Here is a 13638-nt window from a genome sequence, read left to right on the forward strand (position 1 = left end):
CGCCATGCTGGACATCGTCAAGGCCGGCAGCGCGCCGCTCACGATCGATAACTTCGTCGACGGCGCCTGGATCGGCGGGGAGACCCGCTTCGAGGTGCGCGATCCCGGTCGCACCGCCGACGTGGTGGCGCGGGTCGCCGCCGCCGATGCCGCGCTGGTCGACCGCGCCGTCGCGGCCGCCGCCGGGGCGCTGAAGAGCTGGTCGCGGGTGCCGGTCGCCGAGCGCGCCGCGCTTGTCCTGAAGGCCGCCGACCTGATCGAGGCCGAGGCCGAGAAGGGGCTCGACGGGCTCGCGGGCGTGGTCGTGCGCGAGACCGGCATGCTGCCGGCCGAGATCGTCCTGGAACTGCGCGGCGCCGCCTTCGCGGCGCGCGACAACGTCACCGCCGCCCAGGCCGCGCTGGAGCCGGTCGTGATCGAGGATGCCACCTCGATCGTGCGCATCGAGCGCCGCCCGATCGGCGTCGTCGCTGCGATCGTGCCCTGGAACGCGCCGATCGTGCTCCTGATCCGCAAGTTCGCCCCCGCGCTGGTCGCCGGCGACACGCTGGTCATCAAGACCCCGCCGACCGCCCCGGCCGGCATCGCGCTGCTGATGGCCGCGCTGGCGCCGCTGTTCCCGAAGGGCGTGATCAACGTCGTGCATGGCGGGGCCGAGGTCGGCGCCGCGCTCGCCGCCCATCCCAAGGTGCGGCTGATCTCGTTCACGGGCGGCGGCGTCGCCGCGCGGGCGATCATGCGCACGGCCGCCGACACGCTGAAGAACGTCCAGTTCGAGCTCGGCGGCAACGATGCGGCGATCGTGCTCGACGACTTCGACCTCGACAAGGGCATCCCGATGCTGGCGGCCGGCGCCTTCCACCGCTCCGGCCAGTTCTGCTTCGCGATCAAGCGGCTCTACGTGCCGGAGGCGATCTACGACGCCTTCTTCGAGCGGCTCGCCGCCCATCTCGACAAGGTCCGCATCGGCCATCCGCTCGACCCGCGTACGACCTTCGGGCCGATCAACAATCCCGGCCAGCTGGCCTTCCTGAACGGGCTGGTCGCCAAGACCCGCGCGGCCGGCGGCGACCTGGTCGAACTCGGCCAGCCGGTCGACCCGGCGACCTGGGCGGAGGGCAACTATATCCGCCCGACCCTGGTGCGCCGCCCGGGTCCCGATTTCGAGGTCGTCACCTGCGAGCAGTTCGGCCCGGTCCTGCCGGTGATCGCCTATGACAGCCTGGACGAAGTCGTGGCGCTCGCCAACGGCACCGAATACGGCCTCGGCTCGTCGATCTGGACGACGGATTTCGACCGCGGCCTCGCGCTCGCGCGGCGGCTGGAAGCGGGCATGACCTTCATCAACAAGAATGCCCAGTCTCGGCTCGGTCGGCGCCACATGCCCTTCGGCGGCATCAAGCAGAGCGGCATCGGCACCGAGAATGCCGAGGCCGGTCTCGCCGAATTCACCGAGATTCACGCCATCAACATCCACAAGGCCTGACCCCATGGCTGTGCCCTCCGTTCCGACCGGCGCGATGCCGACGCTCCTCGCCGGCAAGCGCGCGCTCGTCACCGGCGGCGCCTCCGGCATCGGCCGGGCGATCGCGGCGCAGTTCCGGGCGAGCGGCGCGGAGGTGATTGTCGCCGATATCGGGCTTGCCGAGAGCGACGCGCCTGCGGCGGTCGACGGGTCGGCGGGCTGGCAGTGCGATGTCGCCGACGAGGCGAGCGTCGCCCGGCTGGCCGCCAGGGTCGGCGGGCCGCTGCATATTCTGGTCAATTGCGCCGGCATTCCGCAGTCCTATACGGCGATCGACGCCATGGCGGTCGAGGCCTGGGACCGGATCATGGCGGTCAACGTGCGCTCGCTGTTCCTGACCGCGAAGCACTGCCTGCCGGCGCTGAGGGCAGCCGGCGCGGCCTCGATCGTCAACATCTGTTCCAATGTCGGCGTCCGGCCGAAGCCGGGCCTGGCCGCCTATGCCGGCTCGAAGGCGGCGGCGATCGCGGTCACCCAGTCGCTCGCGCTGGAACTGGCCAAAGAGGGCATACGCGTCAACGCGGTCAATCCGGGCGCCACCGAGACGCCGATGCTGAGCGGCTTCACGCATGGCAGGCCGGTGGCGGAGGCGGCGCAGTCCTTCGCGGCGATGATCCCGATGGGCGAGATCGTCCGCCCCGAGGATGTCGCCGCCGCCGTGCTCTATCTCGCCTCCGACCTCGCCCGCATCGTCACCGGCACGACCATCGAGGTCGACGGCGGCCGCTCGGTCTGAGCCGGGCGGGGCGCCAGGAGCGCCAAGGGGCACCAAGGGCGCCCGTGCGGGGCCGCCTCTACCCCTTCGCCTGCCGCGCCGCGTAGTCGGCGACCGACATGGTCGGCAGGTCGAAATAGTCGCGCGTGCGGGCATAGCCGTGGCCGCCCATGCGGCCGATCGCGTCCATGCCGCGATGGTCGACATGCAGGCGGACCGGATCGACCGCATCGGCATGGATATGGACGTGCAGCACCTCGCCGAGGATGATCTCGCGCGACGAGCCGATGTCCAGGAAGCTGTGCAGCCGGCATTCGAGCGCCGCCGGCGCGGCCAGGATGCGCGGGCTCGGCACGCTGGTGCCCGGCGCGGTGGCGAGACCGGCTTCGGCCAGTTCGTCGATTTCCGGCGCGAAGGGCACGGCGCAGACATTCATCGCGTCCATGATCGCATCCGACACGATATGCACCGTGAAGGCGCCGGTATCGCGGATGTTGCGGCCGGTATCCTTGGACGAGCCGTCCGAGCGGAACTCGACGCCGAGCGCCAGGATGGCCGGGTCGGCCGACAGGCAGTTGAAGAAGCTGAACGGCGCCGCATTGGCGCGGCCGGTGCGGTCGACGGTGGTGACCAGCGCGATCGGCCGCGGAATGACGGTGCCGATCAGGATCTTGTAGCGGTCGCGCGGCGTCAGCGCGGCGAAATCGAAGCCGATCGAGGGCGGGTCGGTCTCCGGCCGGGCAGGGGCGGCCGCAAGGGTGTCGGTCAGCGTCATCAGGTCCTCGCGCGCGAGCGGGCTTTGGGCGGCGTGCGGGCGGGACCGGGCTCCAGGCCCTCGGTCTCGGCATAGGCGGCGAGCACGTCGCGGATGTCGGGTTCGGCACGCGCCTTGATGAGGGCGCGGCCCATGACGGCTTCCAGATGGTGGTCCATCAGATGCGTGGCGCGCGCGGCATCGCCGGAGGCCAGCGCGGCGATCAGCTCGCGATGCTCGTTGACGGCGCATTCGGAGGAATGCGGCCGGCCGTAGATCGCCAGGATCAGCGAGCAGCGCGAGGCGACCTCGTTGACGTAGCGTTCGAGCAGGGCATTGCCGGTCATCGCGGCCAGCAGAAGGTGGAATTCGCCGGCCAGCCGGATCGATTCCGGGCCGTTGCGGCCCTGCGCCCGATCCTCGGCCGCGACATGGGCCTCCAGGGTCTGCGCCTGCGCGCGCGTCAGCCGGCCGCACAGCTCCTCGACCACCAGCCGCTCCATCGCCCGGCGCACGGCGAAGACGTCGCGTGCCTCCTCAAGGCTCGGATAGGCGACGGTGGCGCCGCGATTGTGCCGCAGCTCGACCAGGCCCTCGGTCGCAAGCCGCGCCAGCGCCTCGCGCACCAGGGTGCGGCTGACGCCGAGCCGCTCGCCGATCGCGTCCTCGGGCAGCTTCGAGCCGGGCATCAGGGCCTGCTCGATGATCGCGCGGCGCAGCGCCCGGTAGACGAGCGCCGCCCGCGATCCGGCCTTGCCATCGGGCTCCGGGCTGGCCGGAGCCGATGTCGCCGGTTCTGTCTTGTTTTTCGGTTCGCGCACGGTGCGCTCCCACAATGGCATTTCGCATACATATAGAACGTTCGATCGCATACCAAGTGAGGAAATTTTTGGCACCCCGGGCGATCGAAATCCAGCAGGAAATGCAGGCGCCTCGCATCAAAATGCCGCGCCGCGCCGCGGCCCGGACAGCCATCCTGCCTCTATTTGTGGCGTCAAGCCTCTTGGCCGGCGGGCGACAATACTGCATACCATATGGGTATCGGATGGTCGACGAAATCGACCGCCCATGGTCGTGACGAAGCGCGCGGCAACGGAGCCGCGACGCGGGATCGGGGGAGAACCCATGTCGATGAAGCGCAATCTCCTGGCGGCCGTGGCCGCGCTCTCCATGCTGGCCGGTGGCGTGGCCGAGGCCAAGACGCTGAAATGGGGTGCCGGCCGCGAGATCGCGTCGCTCGATCCCTACTCGTTCGGCGAGACCTTCACCCTCTCGGTTCTGAACCACGTCTATGAAGGCCTGGTCCGCTACACCGGCGATCTGAAGATCGAGCCGGCGCTGGCGGAAAGCTGGGAGACCGTGTCGCCGACCGTCTGGCGCTTCCACCTGCGCAAGGGCGTCAAGTTCCACAACGGCAATGCCTTCACGGCCGACGACGTGGTCGCCTCGCTGGAGCGCGTCACCCATCCGACCTCGCCGCTGAAGGGCAACCTGCCGGCCTACAAGTCGGCCACCAAGGTCGACGACTTCACCGTCGACATCGAGGTCAACGGCCCCTATCCGCTGCTGCTCAACGACCTGACCAACATCTACATCCTCGACAAGGAGTGGATGGTCGCCAACGACGCGCTGCTGCCGACCGACAGCGGCAAGGGCGTCGAGAACTACGCCACGCGCAACACCAACGGCACCGGCCCGTTCAAGATCGAATCCCGCCGCGCCGATGCGCAGACGGTGTTCGTGGTCAACAAGGACTGGTGGGACAAGCCGGTCCACAATATCGACCGGATCGAGTTCACGCCGATCACCTCGTCGGCGACCCGCGTCGCCGCGATGCTGTCGGGCGAGATCGACTTCACCAATCTGGCGCCGCTGCAGGATCTGCCGCGGCTGACCGCCTCGCCGGACGTGAAGGTGCTGCAGTCGAACGAGCTGCGCACCGTCTACATGGTCTTCAACATGAAGGACAAGCTTGTCGAGAGCGACGTGACCGACAAGAATCCCTTCAAGGACAAGCGCGTCCGCCAGGCGCTCTACCAGGCGATTGATGCCGATGCGGTGCAGAAGCGCGTCATGCGCGGCCTGTCGCGGACGACCGGCTCGCTGGTCGCCCCCGCCATCCCGGGCTATGTGCCGGAGCTCGACAAGCGCCCGCCCTTCGATCTCGACGGCGCCAAGAAGCTCCTCGCCGAAGCCGGTTATCCGAACGGCTTCTCGTTCCTGATGAACTGCAACAACGACAGCCTCGTCAACGAGGAGGAGCTCTGCCAGGCGGTCGCCTCGATGTGGTCGCGCGCCGGGCTGAAGCCGAACCTGTCGATCGCGCCGCGTGCCCAGCAGACGCCGAAGCGCGTCAAGGGCGAATTCGACGTGATCACCTTCGGCTGGGCGACCGAGCCGATGATCGACACCTATTCGCTGCTGGTGCAGGTGCTGCATTCCAAGAGCGGGTCGGCGGGCGTGTTCAACTGGGCCGGCTGGGGCGATCCGCGCATCGACGAACTGACCGACAAGGGCGGCGTCGAGCTCGATCCGAAGAAGCGCATCCCGATGATGACCGAGGCGCTCAAGATCGCCAAGGACGAGATCATGTTCATCCCGATGCACCAGCAGCCGATGGCCTGGGCTATCCGGTCCGGCTCCGTCGACGTGATGGTGCAGAGCCCCGACAACAAGCCGCGCCTCTGGCTCGCCAAGGTGAAGTGACGATGACGGCGGCGGCGCGGATCGCAGAACGCGCCGCCGCCGATCGGTCCCGCCCGTCGGTCCGGATGTGCTGAACGGAGATTGTCGATGCTCGCCTTTCTGGTGAAGCGCCTGGCCGAGGCGGTCGGGGTGATGCTCGCCGTCGCCCTGATCGCCTTCACGATCTTCCGCTTCGTCGGCGATCCGGTCGAACTGATGCTGAACGAGCAGGCCAGCCAGCAGCAGCGCGACGAACTGCGCGAGCGGCTCGGCCTCAACCGCTCGGTCCCCGAGCAGTATTTCGCCTTCGTCGCCAATGCGGCGCGCGGCGATTTCGGCATCTCCTACCGCAATCAGCAGGATGTCTTCCCGCTGATCGCAGAGCGTTTTCCCGCGACCTTCGAACTGGTCATCGTGGCCACCGTCCTGTCGCTCCTGATCGGGCTGCCGCTCGGCGTCTATACGGCGGTGCATAGGAAATCTTTCCTGGCGCAGACGCTGCAGTTCCTGTCCGTGCTCGGCGTCTCGCTGCCGAGCTTCGCGGTCGGCATCCTGCTGATCCTGGTCTTCTCGGTGACGCTCGGCTGGCTGCCGGCCTTCGGGCGCGGCGAGGTGGTCAAGTTCGGCTGGTGGTCGACCGGGCTTCTGACCAAGTCCGGCCTGACCGCGCTGGTCCTGCCGGCCGTCACGCTCTCCTTCTTCCAGATCACGCTGGTGATGCGGCTGGTGCGCGCGGAGATGCTGGAGGTGATGCGGGCCGACTTCATCCGCTTCGCCCGCGCCCGCGGCCTGTCCGAGCCGGCCGTCCAGTTCCGTCACGCGCTGCGCAACTGCCTGATGCCGGTGATTACCGTCACCGGCCTGCAGATCGGCAACCTGATCGCCTTCGCGCTGGTCACCGAGACCGTGTTCCAGTGGCCCGGCATGGGGCTCCTGTTCGTGCAGGCGGTCAGCTTCGTCGATATCCCGGTCATGGCCGGCTACCTGATGGTGGTCTCGGCGGTGTTCGTGGCCGTCAACACGCTGGTCGACATGACCTATGCGCTGGTCGACCCGCGCCTTCGCGTCGACACCGTGGGAGGCGGACATGGCCGCTGATGCGACGACCCCGCCGGCCCGCCCGCATGCGCTGCGGCGGTTTCTCGACAGCGATCTCGGCTGGAGCTTCCGCAGGTCGCCGACCGCGGTCCTTGGCGCGCTGCTGCTCGCCATCCTGGTGATCAGCGCCTTCGCGGCGCCGCTGTTCGCCCCCCAGGACCCCTACGACCTGTCGCAGCTCTTCGTCGACAAGGCGGAACTGCCGCCGGTCTGGGTCCAGGGCGGCGAATGGCCGTTCATTCTCGGCACCGACCCGCAGGGCCGCGACATGCTGTCGGCGATCCTCTACGGCACGCGCGTCTCGCTCGCCATCGGGCTGGCCAGCGTCGCCGCCGCCATGGCGATCGGCGTCTCGATCGGCCTCGTCGCCGGCTTCTTCGGCGGGCGCACCGACATGCTCCTGATGCGCTTCGCCGACACGGTTCTGAGCATCCCGACGCTGCTGGTCGCCATCCTGGTCAGCGCCATCTTCCGCGGCCTGCTGCCGGCGGGCATCCGCGACAATTTCTCGGCCGTGATCCTGATCGGCGCGATCGCGCTGACCGGCTGGGTGCAATATGCCCGCACGGTGCGTGCCTCGACCATGGTCGAGCGGCGGCGCGAATATGTGCTCGCCGCGCGCATCATCGGCGTCAGCGCCGCGCGCATCATGCGCCGGCACATCCTGCCCAACACGCTGACCCCGGTGCTGGTCGCCGCGACGCTCAATCTCGGCCTCGCCATCCTGTCGGAGGCGACGCTGTCCTTCCTGGGCGTCGGCATGCCGGTGACGCGGCCCTCGCTCGGCACGCTGATCCGCATCGGCAACCAGTATCTCTTCTCCGGCTCCTGGTGGGTGGTCGTCTTTCCCGCCCTGCAGCTCGGCCTGATCGTGCTCGCCGTCAACCTGATCGGCGACTGGCTGCGCGACGCGCTGAACCCGAAGCTCCGCTGAACCCCGTCCCGACCCCACGCGCCCCTGCCGAGGACCGCCCGATGAGCCACGATCTCTTCATCCGCAACGTCCGCCCGATGGCCGGTGCCGCGGCCGATGTCCATGTCCAGGCCGGCCGGATCGCCGCGATCGGCCCCAATCTGCCGGCGCCGGCGGGCGTCGAGGTGCTGGACGGGGGCGGGGCGATCCTGACGCCCGGCCTGGTCGAGGCCCACACCCATCTCGACAAGTCGCTCTGGGGCATGGGCTGGCGCCCGCACGATGCCGGGCCGCGGCTGATCGACAAGATCGACAACGAGCGCCGGCTGAAGAAGCTGATCAACATCGATCCGGCACGCCAGTCCGCCCGCCAGGTGGTGCAGTCCTCGCGCATGGGCTCGACCGCGATCCGCAGCCATGTCGACGTGGATACCGAGATCGGCCTTTGGGGCATGGAGGGCGTGCTGCAGACCCGCGCCGACTATGCCGACATCATGGACATCGACATCGTCGCCTTCCCGCAATCCGGCCTGATGATCCGGCCCGGCACGGCGGACCTGCTCGACCAGGCGATGAAGATGGGCGCCGACGTGGTCGGCGGGCTCGACCCCTGCGCCATCGACCGCGATCCGAAGGGCCAGCTCGACGTGGTCTTCGGGCTCGCCGAGCGCTACGGCAAGCCGGTCGACATCCATCTGCACGAGGGCGGCACGATGGGGGCCTTCTCGATGGAGCTGATCATCGAGCGCACCCGCGCGCTCGGCATGACCGGCAAGGTCACGGTCAGCCATGCCTTCTGCCTCGGCGATCCCGACCAGGCGCTGGTCGATCCGCTGATCGCGGCGCTCGCCGAACTCGACATCGCCATCATGACCACCGGCCCGGCCAGCCGGCCGGCGCCGCCGATCGCGAAGCTCGCGGCGGCCGGCGTGCGGATCTGCTCGGGCTCCGACGGCATCCGCGACACCTGGGGTCCCTACGGCAATGCCGACATGCTGGAACGGGCGATGTTCCTCGGCCTGCGCAACAATTTCCGCAAGGACGAGGAGGTCGAGCTGGCCTTCGACGTGGTCACCCATGGTGGCGCGCGGGTGATGGGCCTGGCCGGCTACGGGCTCGATGTCGGCTGCGTCGCCGATCTCCTGATCGTGCCCGGCGAGGCGATCACCGAGGCGGTCGTGTCGCGGCCTTCGAACCGGATCGTGATCAAGCGCGGCCGGGTCGTCGCCCGCAACGGCGCCGTGCTCCGGGAGGCGCCGTGATGGCGCCGGCGCGTCTGTCCGGCCGCACGCTCCTGACCGCCCGCTGGGTCGTCGGCCACCGCGCCGATCCCGCCGGCGGGCGCGGCGGGCACGTCCTCTTTGCCGACGGTGAGGTGGTGGTCGAGGACGACCGTGTGGTCTTCGTCGGCCACGGCTTCTCCGGCGAGGTCGCCCGGCGGCTCGATTTCGGCAATGCCATGATCGCGCCCGGCTTCGTCGATCTCGATGCGCTGTCGGATCTCGACACGACCATCCTCGGCTTCGACAACCAGCCGGCCTGGAAGAAGGGCCGCGTCTGGCCGGAGGACTATCTGAAGGCCGGCCCGTTCGAGATGCTGTCGGAGGACGATCTGGTCTTCCAGAAGCGCTATGCCTTCGCGTCGCTCCTGCGCAACGGCATCACCACGGCGCTGCCGATCGCCTCGCTGTTCTATCGGGCCTGGGGCGAGACGCGCGCCGAGTTCGAGGGCGCCGCGGCGGCGGCCGAGGATCTGGGCCTGCGCGTCTATCTCGGCCCGGCCTATCGCACCGGCAATCAGGTGCTGGTCGGCGAGGGGCAGATCGAGCCCTGGTTCGACGAGGCGCGCGGGCTCGAAAGCCTCGCGGAGGCGCTCGCCTTCGCGCGCGATGTCGACGGCACGGCCGGCGGGCTGGTCCGCGCCATGCTGGCGCCCGACCGGATCGAGACCTGCACGCCGGACCTGCTGACCCGCACCGCGGCGGCCGCGCGCGAAATGGGCATCCCGGTCCGGCTACACTGCTGCCAGTCGAAGATCGAATACGACATGGTCGTCAAGCTGCGCGGCATGAGCCCGCCGGAATGGCTGGAAAGCCTCGGCTTCTTCGGCGCCATGACGCTGCTGCCGCATGCCACCTGGGTCTCCGGCGTGCCCGGCATCGACCGCCCCGGCCGCGATCTGGAGATCATCCGCGACCACGGCGCGACGGTGGTGCATTGCCCGCTGGTCTCCGGGCGGCACGGCAACACCATCCGCTCCTTCACGCGCTACCGGGAGATGGGCCTGAACATCGCCATGGGCACCGACACCGCGCCGCCCGACATGATCATGAACATGCAGGTCGGCATCATCCTGGCGCGCGTCATGGACGGCTCGACCGCCTGCCGGTCGGAGCATTATTTCGATGCCGCCACCCTCAACGGTGCCGACGCGCTGCGGCGGCCCGATCTCGGCCGGCTGGCGCCAGGCGGCAAGGCCGACCTGATCGTCGTGGATTTCGACCGGCCGCATATCGGCCAGCAGATCGACCCGATCCAGACCTTGTTGCTCGCCGGCCATGGCCGCGACGTGCGCCACGTCATGGTCGACGGGCGCTGGTCGATGTTCGACGGCGTCATCCCGGGCGTCGACGAGGCGGCGGACAAGCGCCGCGCGCAGGCGCAGTTCGAGCGGCTGATGGCGCTATATCCGGTCCGGACCTGGGGCCATCCGCCGGTCGAGGACATCTTCTCCTCGGCCTATCCGGTGGTGAGCGGTCCGGTTGTGAGGGGCACGCCATGAGCGCGGGACCGGTTCTGGACATCCGCGGCCTGGAGGTCGCCTTCGACACGCGCCGCGGCGTGCTGCCGGCGCTGCGCGGCGTCAGCTTCGAGATCGCGGCGGGCGAGATCCTGGGCGTGGTCGGCGAATCGGGGGCCGGCAAGTCGCTGACCGGCACGGCCGTGATCGGCCTCCTGGAGCCGCCCGGCCGGGTCGCCGGCGGCGCCGTGATGCTGGAGGGCGCGCGCATCGACGGGCTCGATGCCAACGCCATGCGGCGCATCCGCGGTCGGCGCATCGGCGTCGTGTTCCAGGATCCGCTGACCTCGCTCAACCCGCTGATCCGGGTCGGCGACCAATTGGTCGAGACGATCCGGGCCCATCTGCCGCTCGACCGCACGGCGGCGGAGGCGCGCGCCCTGGCACTCCTCAAGGAGGTCGGCATTCCGGCCGCCGAAGAGCGCATCGGCCAGTATCCGCACCAGTTCTCCGGCGGCATGCGCCAGCGCGTGGTGATCGCCCTGGCGCTTGCCGCCGATCCGATCCTGCTCGTCGCCGACGAGCCGACGACCGCGCTCGACGTGTCGATCCAGGCGCAGATCACCAGCCTGATCAAGCGGCTCTGCCGCGAACGCGGCATGGCGGTGATGCTGGTCACCCACGACATGGGCGTGATCGCCGAGACCGCCGACCGGGTCGCGGTGATGTATGCCGGGCGGGTCGTCGAGATCGGGCCGGTCGCCGAGGTGCTGCGCCGCCCGCGTCACCCCTACACGGCCGGCCTGATGGCCTCGATCCCGTCGATGCGCCGGCGCAACGCCGCGCTCGCCCAGATCGACGGCTCCATGCCGCGCCTCGACGCCATGCCGCAGGGCTGCGCCTTCCATCCGCGCTGCCCCAAGGCCGAGCCGGCCTGCCGCGCCGCGGTGCCGCTGCTGGCCGAGATCGTGGCCGGCGCCCAGCATGGGGAGGGGCCCCGGGCCGAGCCCGGCCTCCGGGCGGCGCCCAGCCATCGCGCCGCCTGCATCCATGCCGACGCGGCGTCGGCGGCCGCATTCCTTCCGGAGGCCGCCGATGTCCGCGCCTGACGCCATCCTGCTCGAGGCCGTCGACGCGGCCTGCCATTTCGACGTCTCCGCGCCGCTGATCACGCGCATCGTCGAGCGCCGGCCGCGCCGCATCCTGAAGGCGGTCGACGGGGTCTCGTTCCAGGTCCGCCGCGGCCGCACCTTCAGCGTGGTCGGCGAATCGGGTTGCGGCAAGTCGACCCTCGCCAGGCTGGTGGTCGGACTGGAGCGGCCGACATCGGGCTCGATCCGTCTCCACGACGTGCCCGACGCCGAAGGCCGGCCGCGCCGGCCGCGGCTGCAGATGATCTTCCAGGACCCCTATGCCAGCCTCAATCCGCGCTGGCGGGTGGAGGACATCGTCGCCGAGCCGCTGGTGGAACTGGGCCTCGTGACCGGCGCGGCCGCCATCTCGGCGCGGGTGCGCGCGCTGCTCGGCCTGGTCGGGCTCGCCGCCTCGGACGCGGCCAAGTTTCCGCACGAATTCTCCGGCGGCCAGCGCCAGCGCATCTCGATCGCCCGGGCGCTCGCCACCGAGGCCGATCTCCTGGTCTGCGACGAGCCGACCTCGGCGCTCGACGTCTCGGTCCAGGCGCAGGTGCTCAACCTGATGCGCCAGCTGCAGGCCGAACTGGGGCTGACCTACCTGTTCATCAGCCACAATCTCTCGGTGGTGCGGCACCTGTCCGACGATATCGCGGTGATGTATCTCGGCCGCTTCGTGGAATCCGGCCCGGCCGATGCGGTCTTCACGACCCCGCGCCACCCCTACAGCCGCCTGCTGATCGAGACCGTGCCGGATGTCGAGGCGCCCAATCGCGACCGCGCGCCGATGGCCGGCGAGGTGCCGAACCCGATCGACCGCCCGGCGGGCTGCGCCTTCGCCAGCCGCTGCCCGCAGGTCGAGCCGGCCTGCCGCCTGGCGCCGCCGCCCCTGGTGGCGGTCGATGCCGACACCCGCGTCGCCTGCCGGCTGGTCCCTGCACGGGCGGACGCGGCCGGTCCCGTGGCGGCGATGGTACCGTAACGGAAGATCAGGGGGCCGGGCGGTCGGTGCCGGGCGGTCGGTGCCGGGCTGCGAGCGGCGCCGCGCCGGCCCGGCGGCCTATTCCGCCGCGATGCGGACCGGCGTGATGGACGCGGGTGCGATCCGGTCGGACGTGGCCTGGGCGGGCGCGGCCTGGATGGGCAGCACGGCGGCGGCGGCGGTGAAGCGCAGCCCGACCACGATTCCGGCCTCCGTCACGGCGAGGCCGCGCCGCTGATCGGCCGTGACGGCGGACCACACCCGCCGCCCGTCGACCCTCCGCAACAGGGTGTCGAGCACCATCGGCCGGAAGCCGAGTTCACGCGCGACATGCGGCTTGACCCGGTAGGTCATGCCGTCGCGGGTGACGGCCAGATCGTTGATCGAGAATCCGGCCTCCTCGAGCAAAGTCTCGAGGATTCGCATGGACCGTTCCCCCACCGCAGGGGCGCAGGCGGTCAACGATGCGACCGGCACGCCCAAACGTTTAAGCGGCAGAAGATGCGTGAACGCGGTTCGCGCGAACATGGTATCGATTTCAAGATCGATGTCGTCGTCCATGGCCGCCCCTCGCCAAACCGCGACTCGTTGAAGAGTACAGGAGCCCGCCCGGCACGGAAAAGTTAACAAAGGTTTTCCACCGGAGTCTGCACCCTCGTGCGCCCGCCCTGGGGCTTGCCGCCGGGCAGCGCCTTACGGCGTCCCGCCGGGCCGGTCTCGCTCGCGCCGCCGGGCTCCCGTCGCTGCCGGCTGCGACGACCCGGCGCCGGGTCGTTCCACGAGGTCAAAAAAAAGACCGCCGGCTCTTTCGAGGGCGGTCTTAAGTCTAGGGAGGAAACGCCCAAGGAGGGCTGCAACGTCACCGTTGCGAGGATGGATATAGCCAATTTTGCGGCACTGCACAATGCGACGTTTTCGCATTGCGGGCATGCCTTGCAGTTTCGTCATCGGGGCTTGCGCGTCGCCGGGGGCACACAGAGGCGGCCATGCCCCGGAGGCGGGGGCGGTGGCCGCCTCGACCCTTCGCGCGCACCGCCCGGGGCCTGTCGGCTTTCCGACAGGGGCGACATCCGACAATTCCGGTCGCGCCGGA

Annotated in this window: 12 protein-coding genes; 9 read left to right on the forward strand and 3 right to left on the reverse strand. The window is 69.9% G+C overall.

Going from position 1 to position 13638, the window contains the following annotated elements; genetic code table 11:
* Positions 1-4: 4 nt before the first annotated feature.
* Both ABB55_RS23525 and ABB55_RS23530 read left to right on the forward strand, forming a co-directional pair.
* Positions 5-1486, forward strand: a complete 1482-nt coding sequence (locus ABB55_RS23525; protein ID WP_054360992.1) for an aldehyde dehydrogenase family protein — start codon at positions 5-7, stop codon at positions 1484-1486.
* A gap of 4 nt (positions 1487-1490) precedes the next feature.
* Entirely contained in the window at positions 1491-2261 is a 771-nt protein-coding gene (locus tag ABB55_RS23530; protein WP_054360993.1) for an SDR family NAD(P)-dependent oxidoreductase, read from the forward strand.
* A 58-nt stretch (positions 2262-2319) separates the two neighbouring features.
* Here ABB55_RS23530 and ABB55_RS23535 read toward each other — a convergent pair whose 3' ends face one another.
* Positions 2320-3015 carry a flavin reductase family protein gene (locus ABB55_RS23535; protein ID WP_083463878.1) on the reverse strand — a complete coding sequence of 232 codons (696 nt, stop codon included), beginning with the start codon at positions 3013-3015 and terminating at the stop codon, positions 2320-2322.
* Positions 3015-3713 carry a GntR family transcriptional regulator gene (locus ABB55_RS23540; RefSeq protein ID WP_054362260.1) on the reverse strand — a complete coding sequence of 233 codons (699 nt, stop codon included), beginning with the start codon at positions 3711-3713 and terminating at the stop codon, positions 3015-3017. Before ABB55_RS23540 ends, ABB55_RS23535 begins: the two co-directional genes overlap by 1 nt.
* 406 nt (positions 3714-4119) lie before the next feature.
* Here ABB55_RS23540 and ABB55_RS23545 point away from each other — a divergent pair, with 406 nt between their 5' ends.
* From ABB55_RS23545 to ABB55_RS23575, 7 genes are all read left to right on the forward strand, one after another.
* Positions 4120-5700: an ABC transporter substrate-binding protein gene (locus ABB55_RS23545; RefSeq protein WP_152982153.1), complete on the forward strand. Its 1581-nt coding sequence runs from the start codon at positions 4120-4122 to the stop codon at positions 5698-5700.
* 87 nt (positions 5701-5787) lie between these two features.
* Complete coding sequence (locus tag ABB55_RS23550; protein ID WP_054360994.1) at positions 5788-6777, forward strand: ABC transporter permease; 990 nt, start codon at positions 5788-5790, stop codon at positions 6775-6777.
* On the forward strand, positions 6767-7711 hold the full coding sequence (locus ABB55_RS23555; RefSeq protein WP_054362262.1) for an ABC transporter permease: 945 nt from the start codon (positions 6767-6769) through the stop codon (positions 7709-7711). The genes ABB55_RS23550 and ABB55_RS23555 overlap by 11 nt, the downstream gene beginning before the upstream one ends.
* A gap of 41 nt (positions 7712-7752) precedes the next feature.
* Complete coding sequence (locus ABB55_RS23560; RefSeq protein ID WP_054360995.1) at positions 7753-8952, forward strand: amidohydrolase family protein; 1200 nt, start codon at positions 7753-7755, stop codon at positions 8950-8952.
* Positions 8952-10472: a chlorohydrolase family protein gene (locus ABB55_RS23565; protein ID WP_054360996.1), complete on the forward strand. Its 1521-nt coding sequence runs from the start codon at positions 8952-8954 to the stop codon at positions 10470-10472. The genes ABB55_RS23560 and ABB55_RS23565 overlap by 1 nt, the downstream gene beginning before the upstream one ends.
* Positions 10469-11539 carry an ABC transporter ATP-binding protein gene (locus tag ABB55_RS23570; RefSeq protein ID WP_054360997.1) on the forward strand — a complete coding sequence of 357 codons (1071 nt, stop codon included), beginning with the start codon at positions 10469-10471 and terminating at the stop codon, positions 11537-11539. Before ABB55_RS23565 ends, ABB55_RS23570 begins: the two co-directional genes overlap by 4 nt.
* Complete coding sequence (locus ABB55_RS23575) at positions 11526-12545, forward strand: ABC transporter ATP-binding protein (RefSeq protein WP_054360998.1); 1020 nt, start codon at positions 11526-11528, stop codon at positions 12543-12545. The genes ABB55_RS23570 and ABB55_RS23575 overlap by 14 nt, the downstream gene beginning before the upstream one ends.
* A gap of 78 nt (positions 12546-12623) precedes the next feature.
* Here the strand turns inward: ABB55_RS23575 and ABB55_RS23580 are convergent, their stop codons facing one another.
* The gene (locus ABB55_RS23580; RefSeq protein ID WP_152982154.1) at positions 12624-13106 is read right to left on the reverse strand and encodes a hypothetical protein; all 483 of its coding nucleotides are present in this window, start codon (positions 13104-13106) and stop codon (positions 12624-12626) included.
* Between the last annotated feature and the right edge of the window lie 532 nt (positions 13107-13638).

Source organism: Prosthecodimorpha hirschii, from assembly GCF_001305515.1.
In the GTDB taxonomy this organism is placed as follows: domain Bacteria; phylum Pseudomonadota; class Alphaproteobacteria; order Rhizobiales; family Ancalomicrobiaceae; genus Prosthecodimorpha; species Prosthecodimorpha hirschii.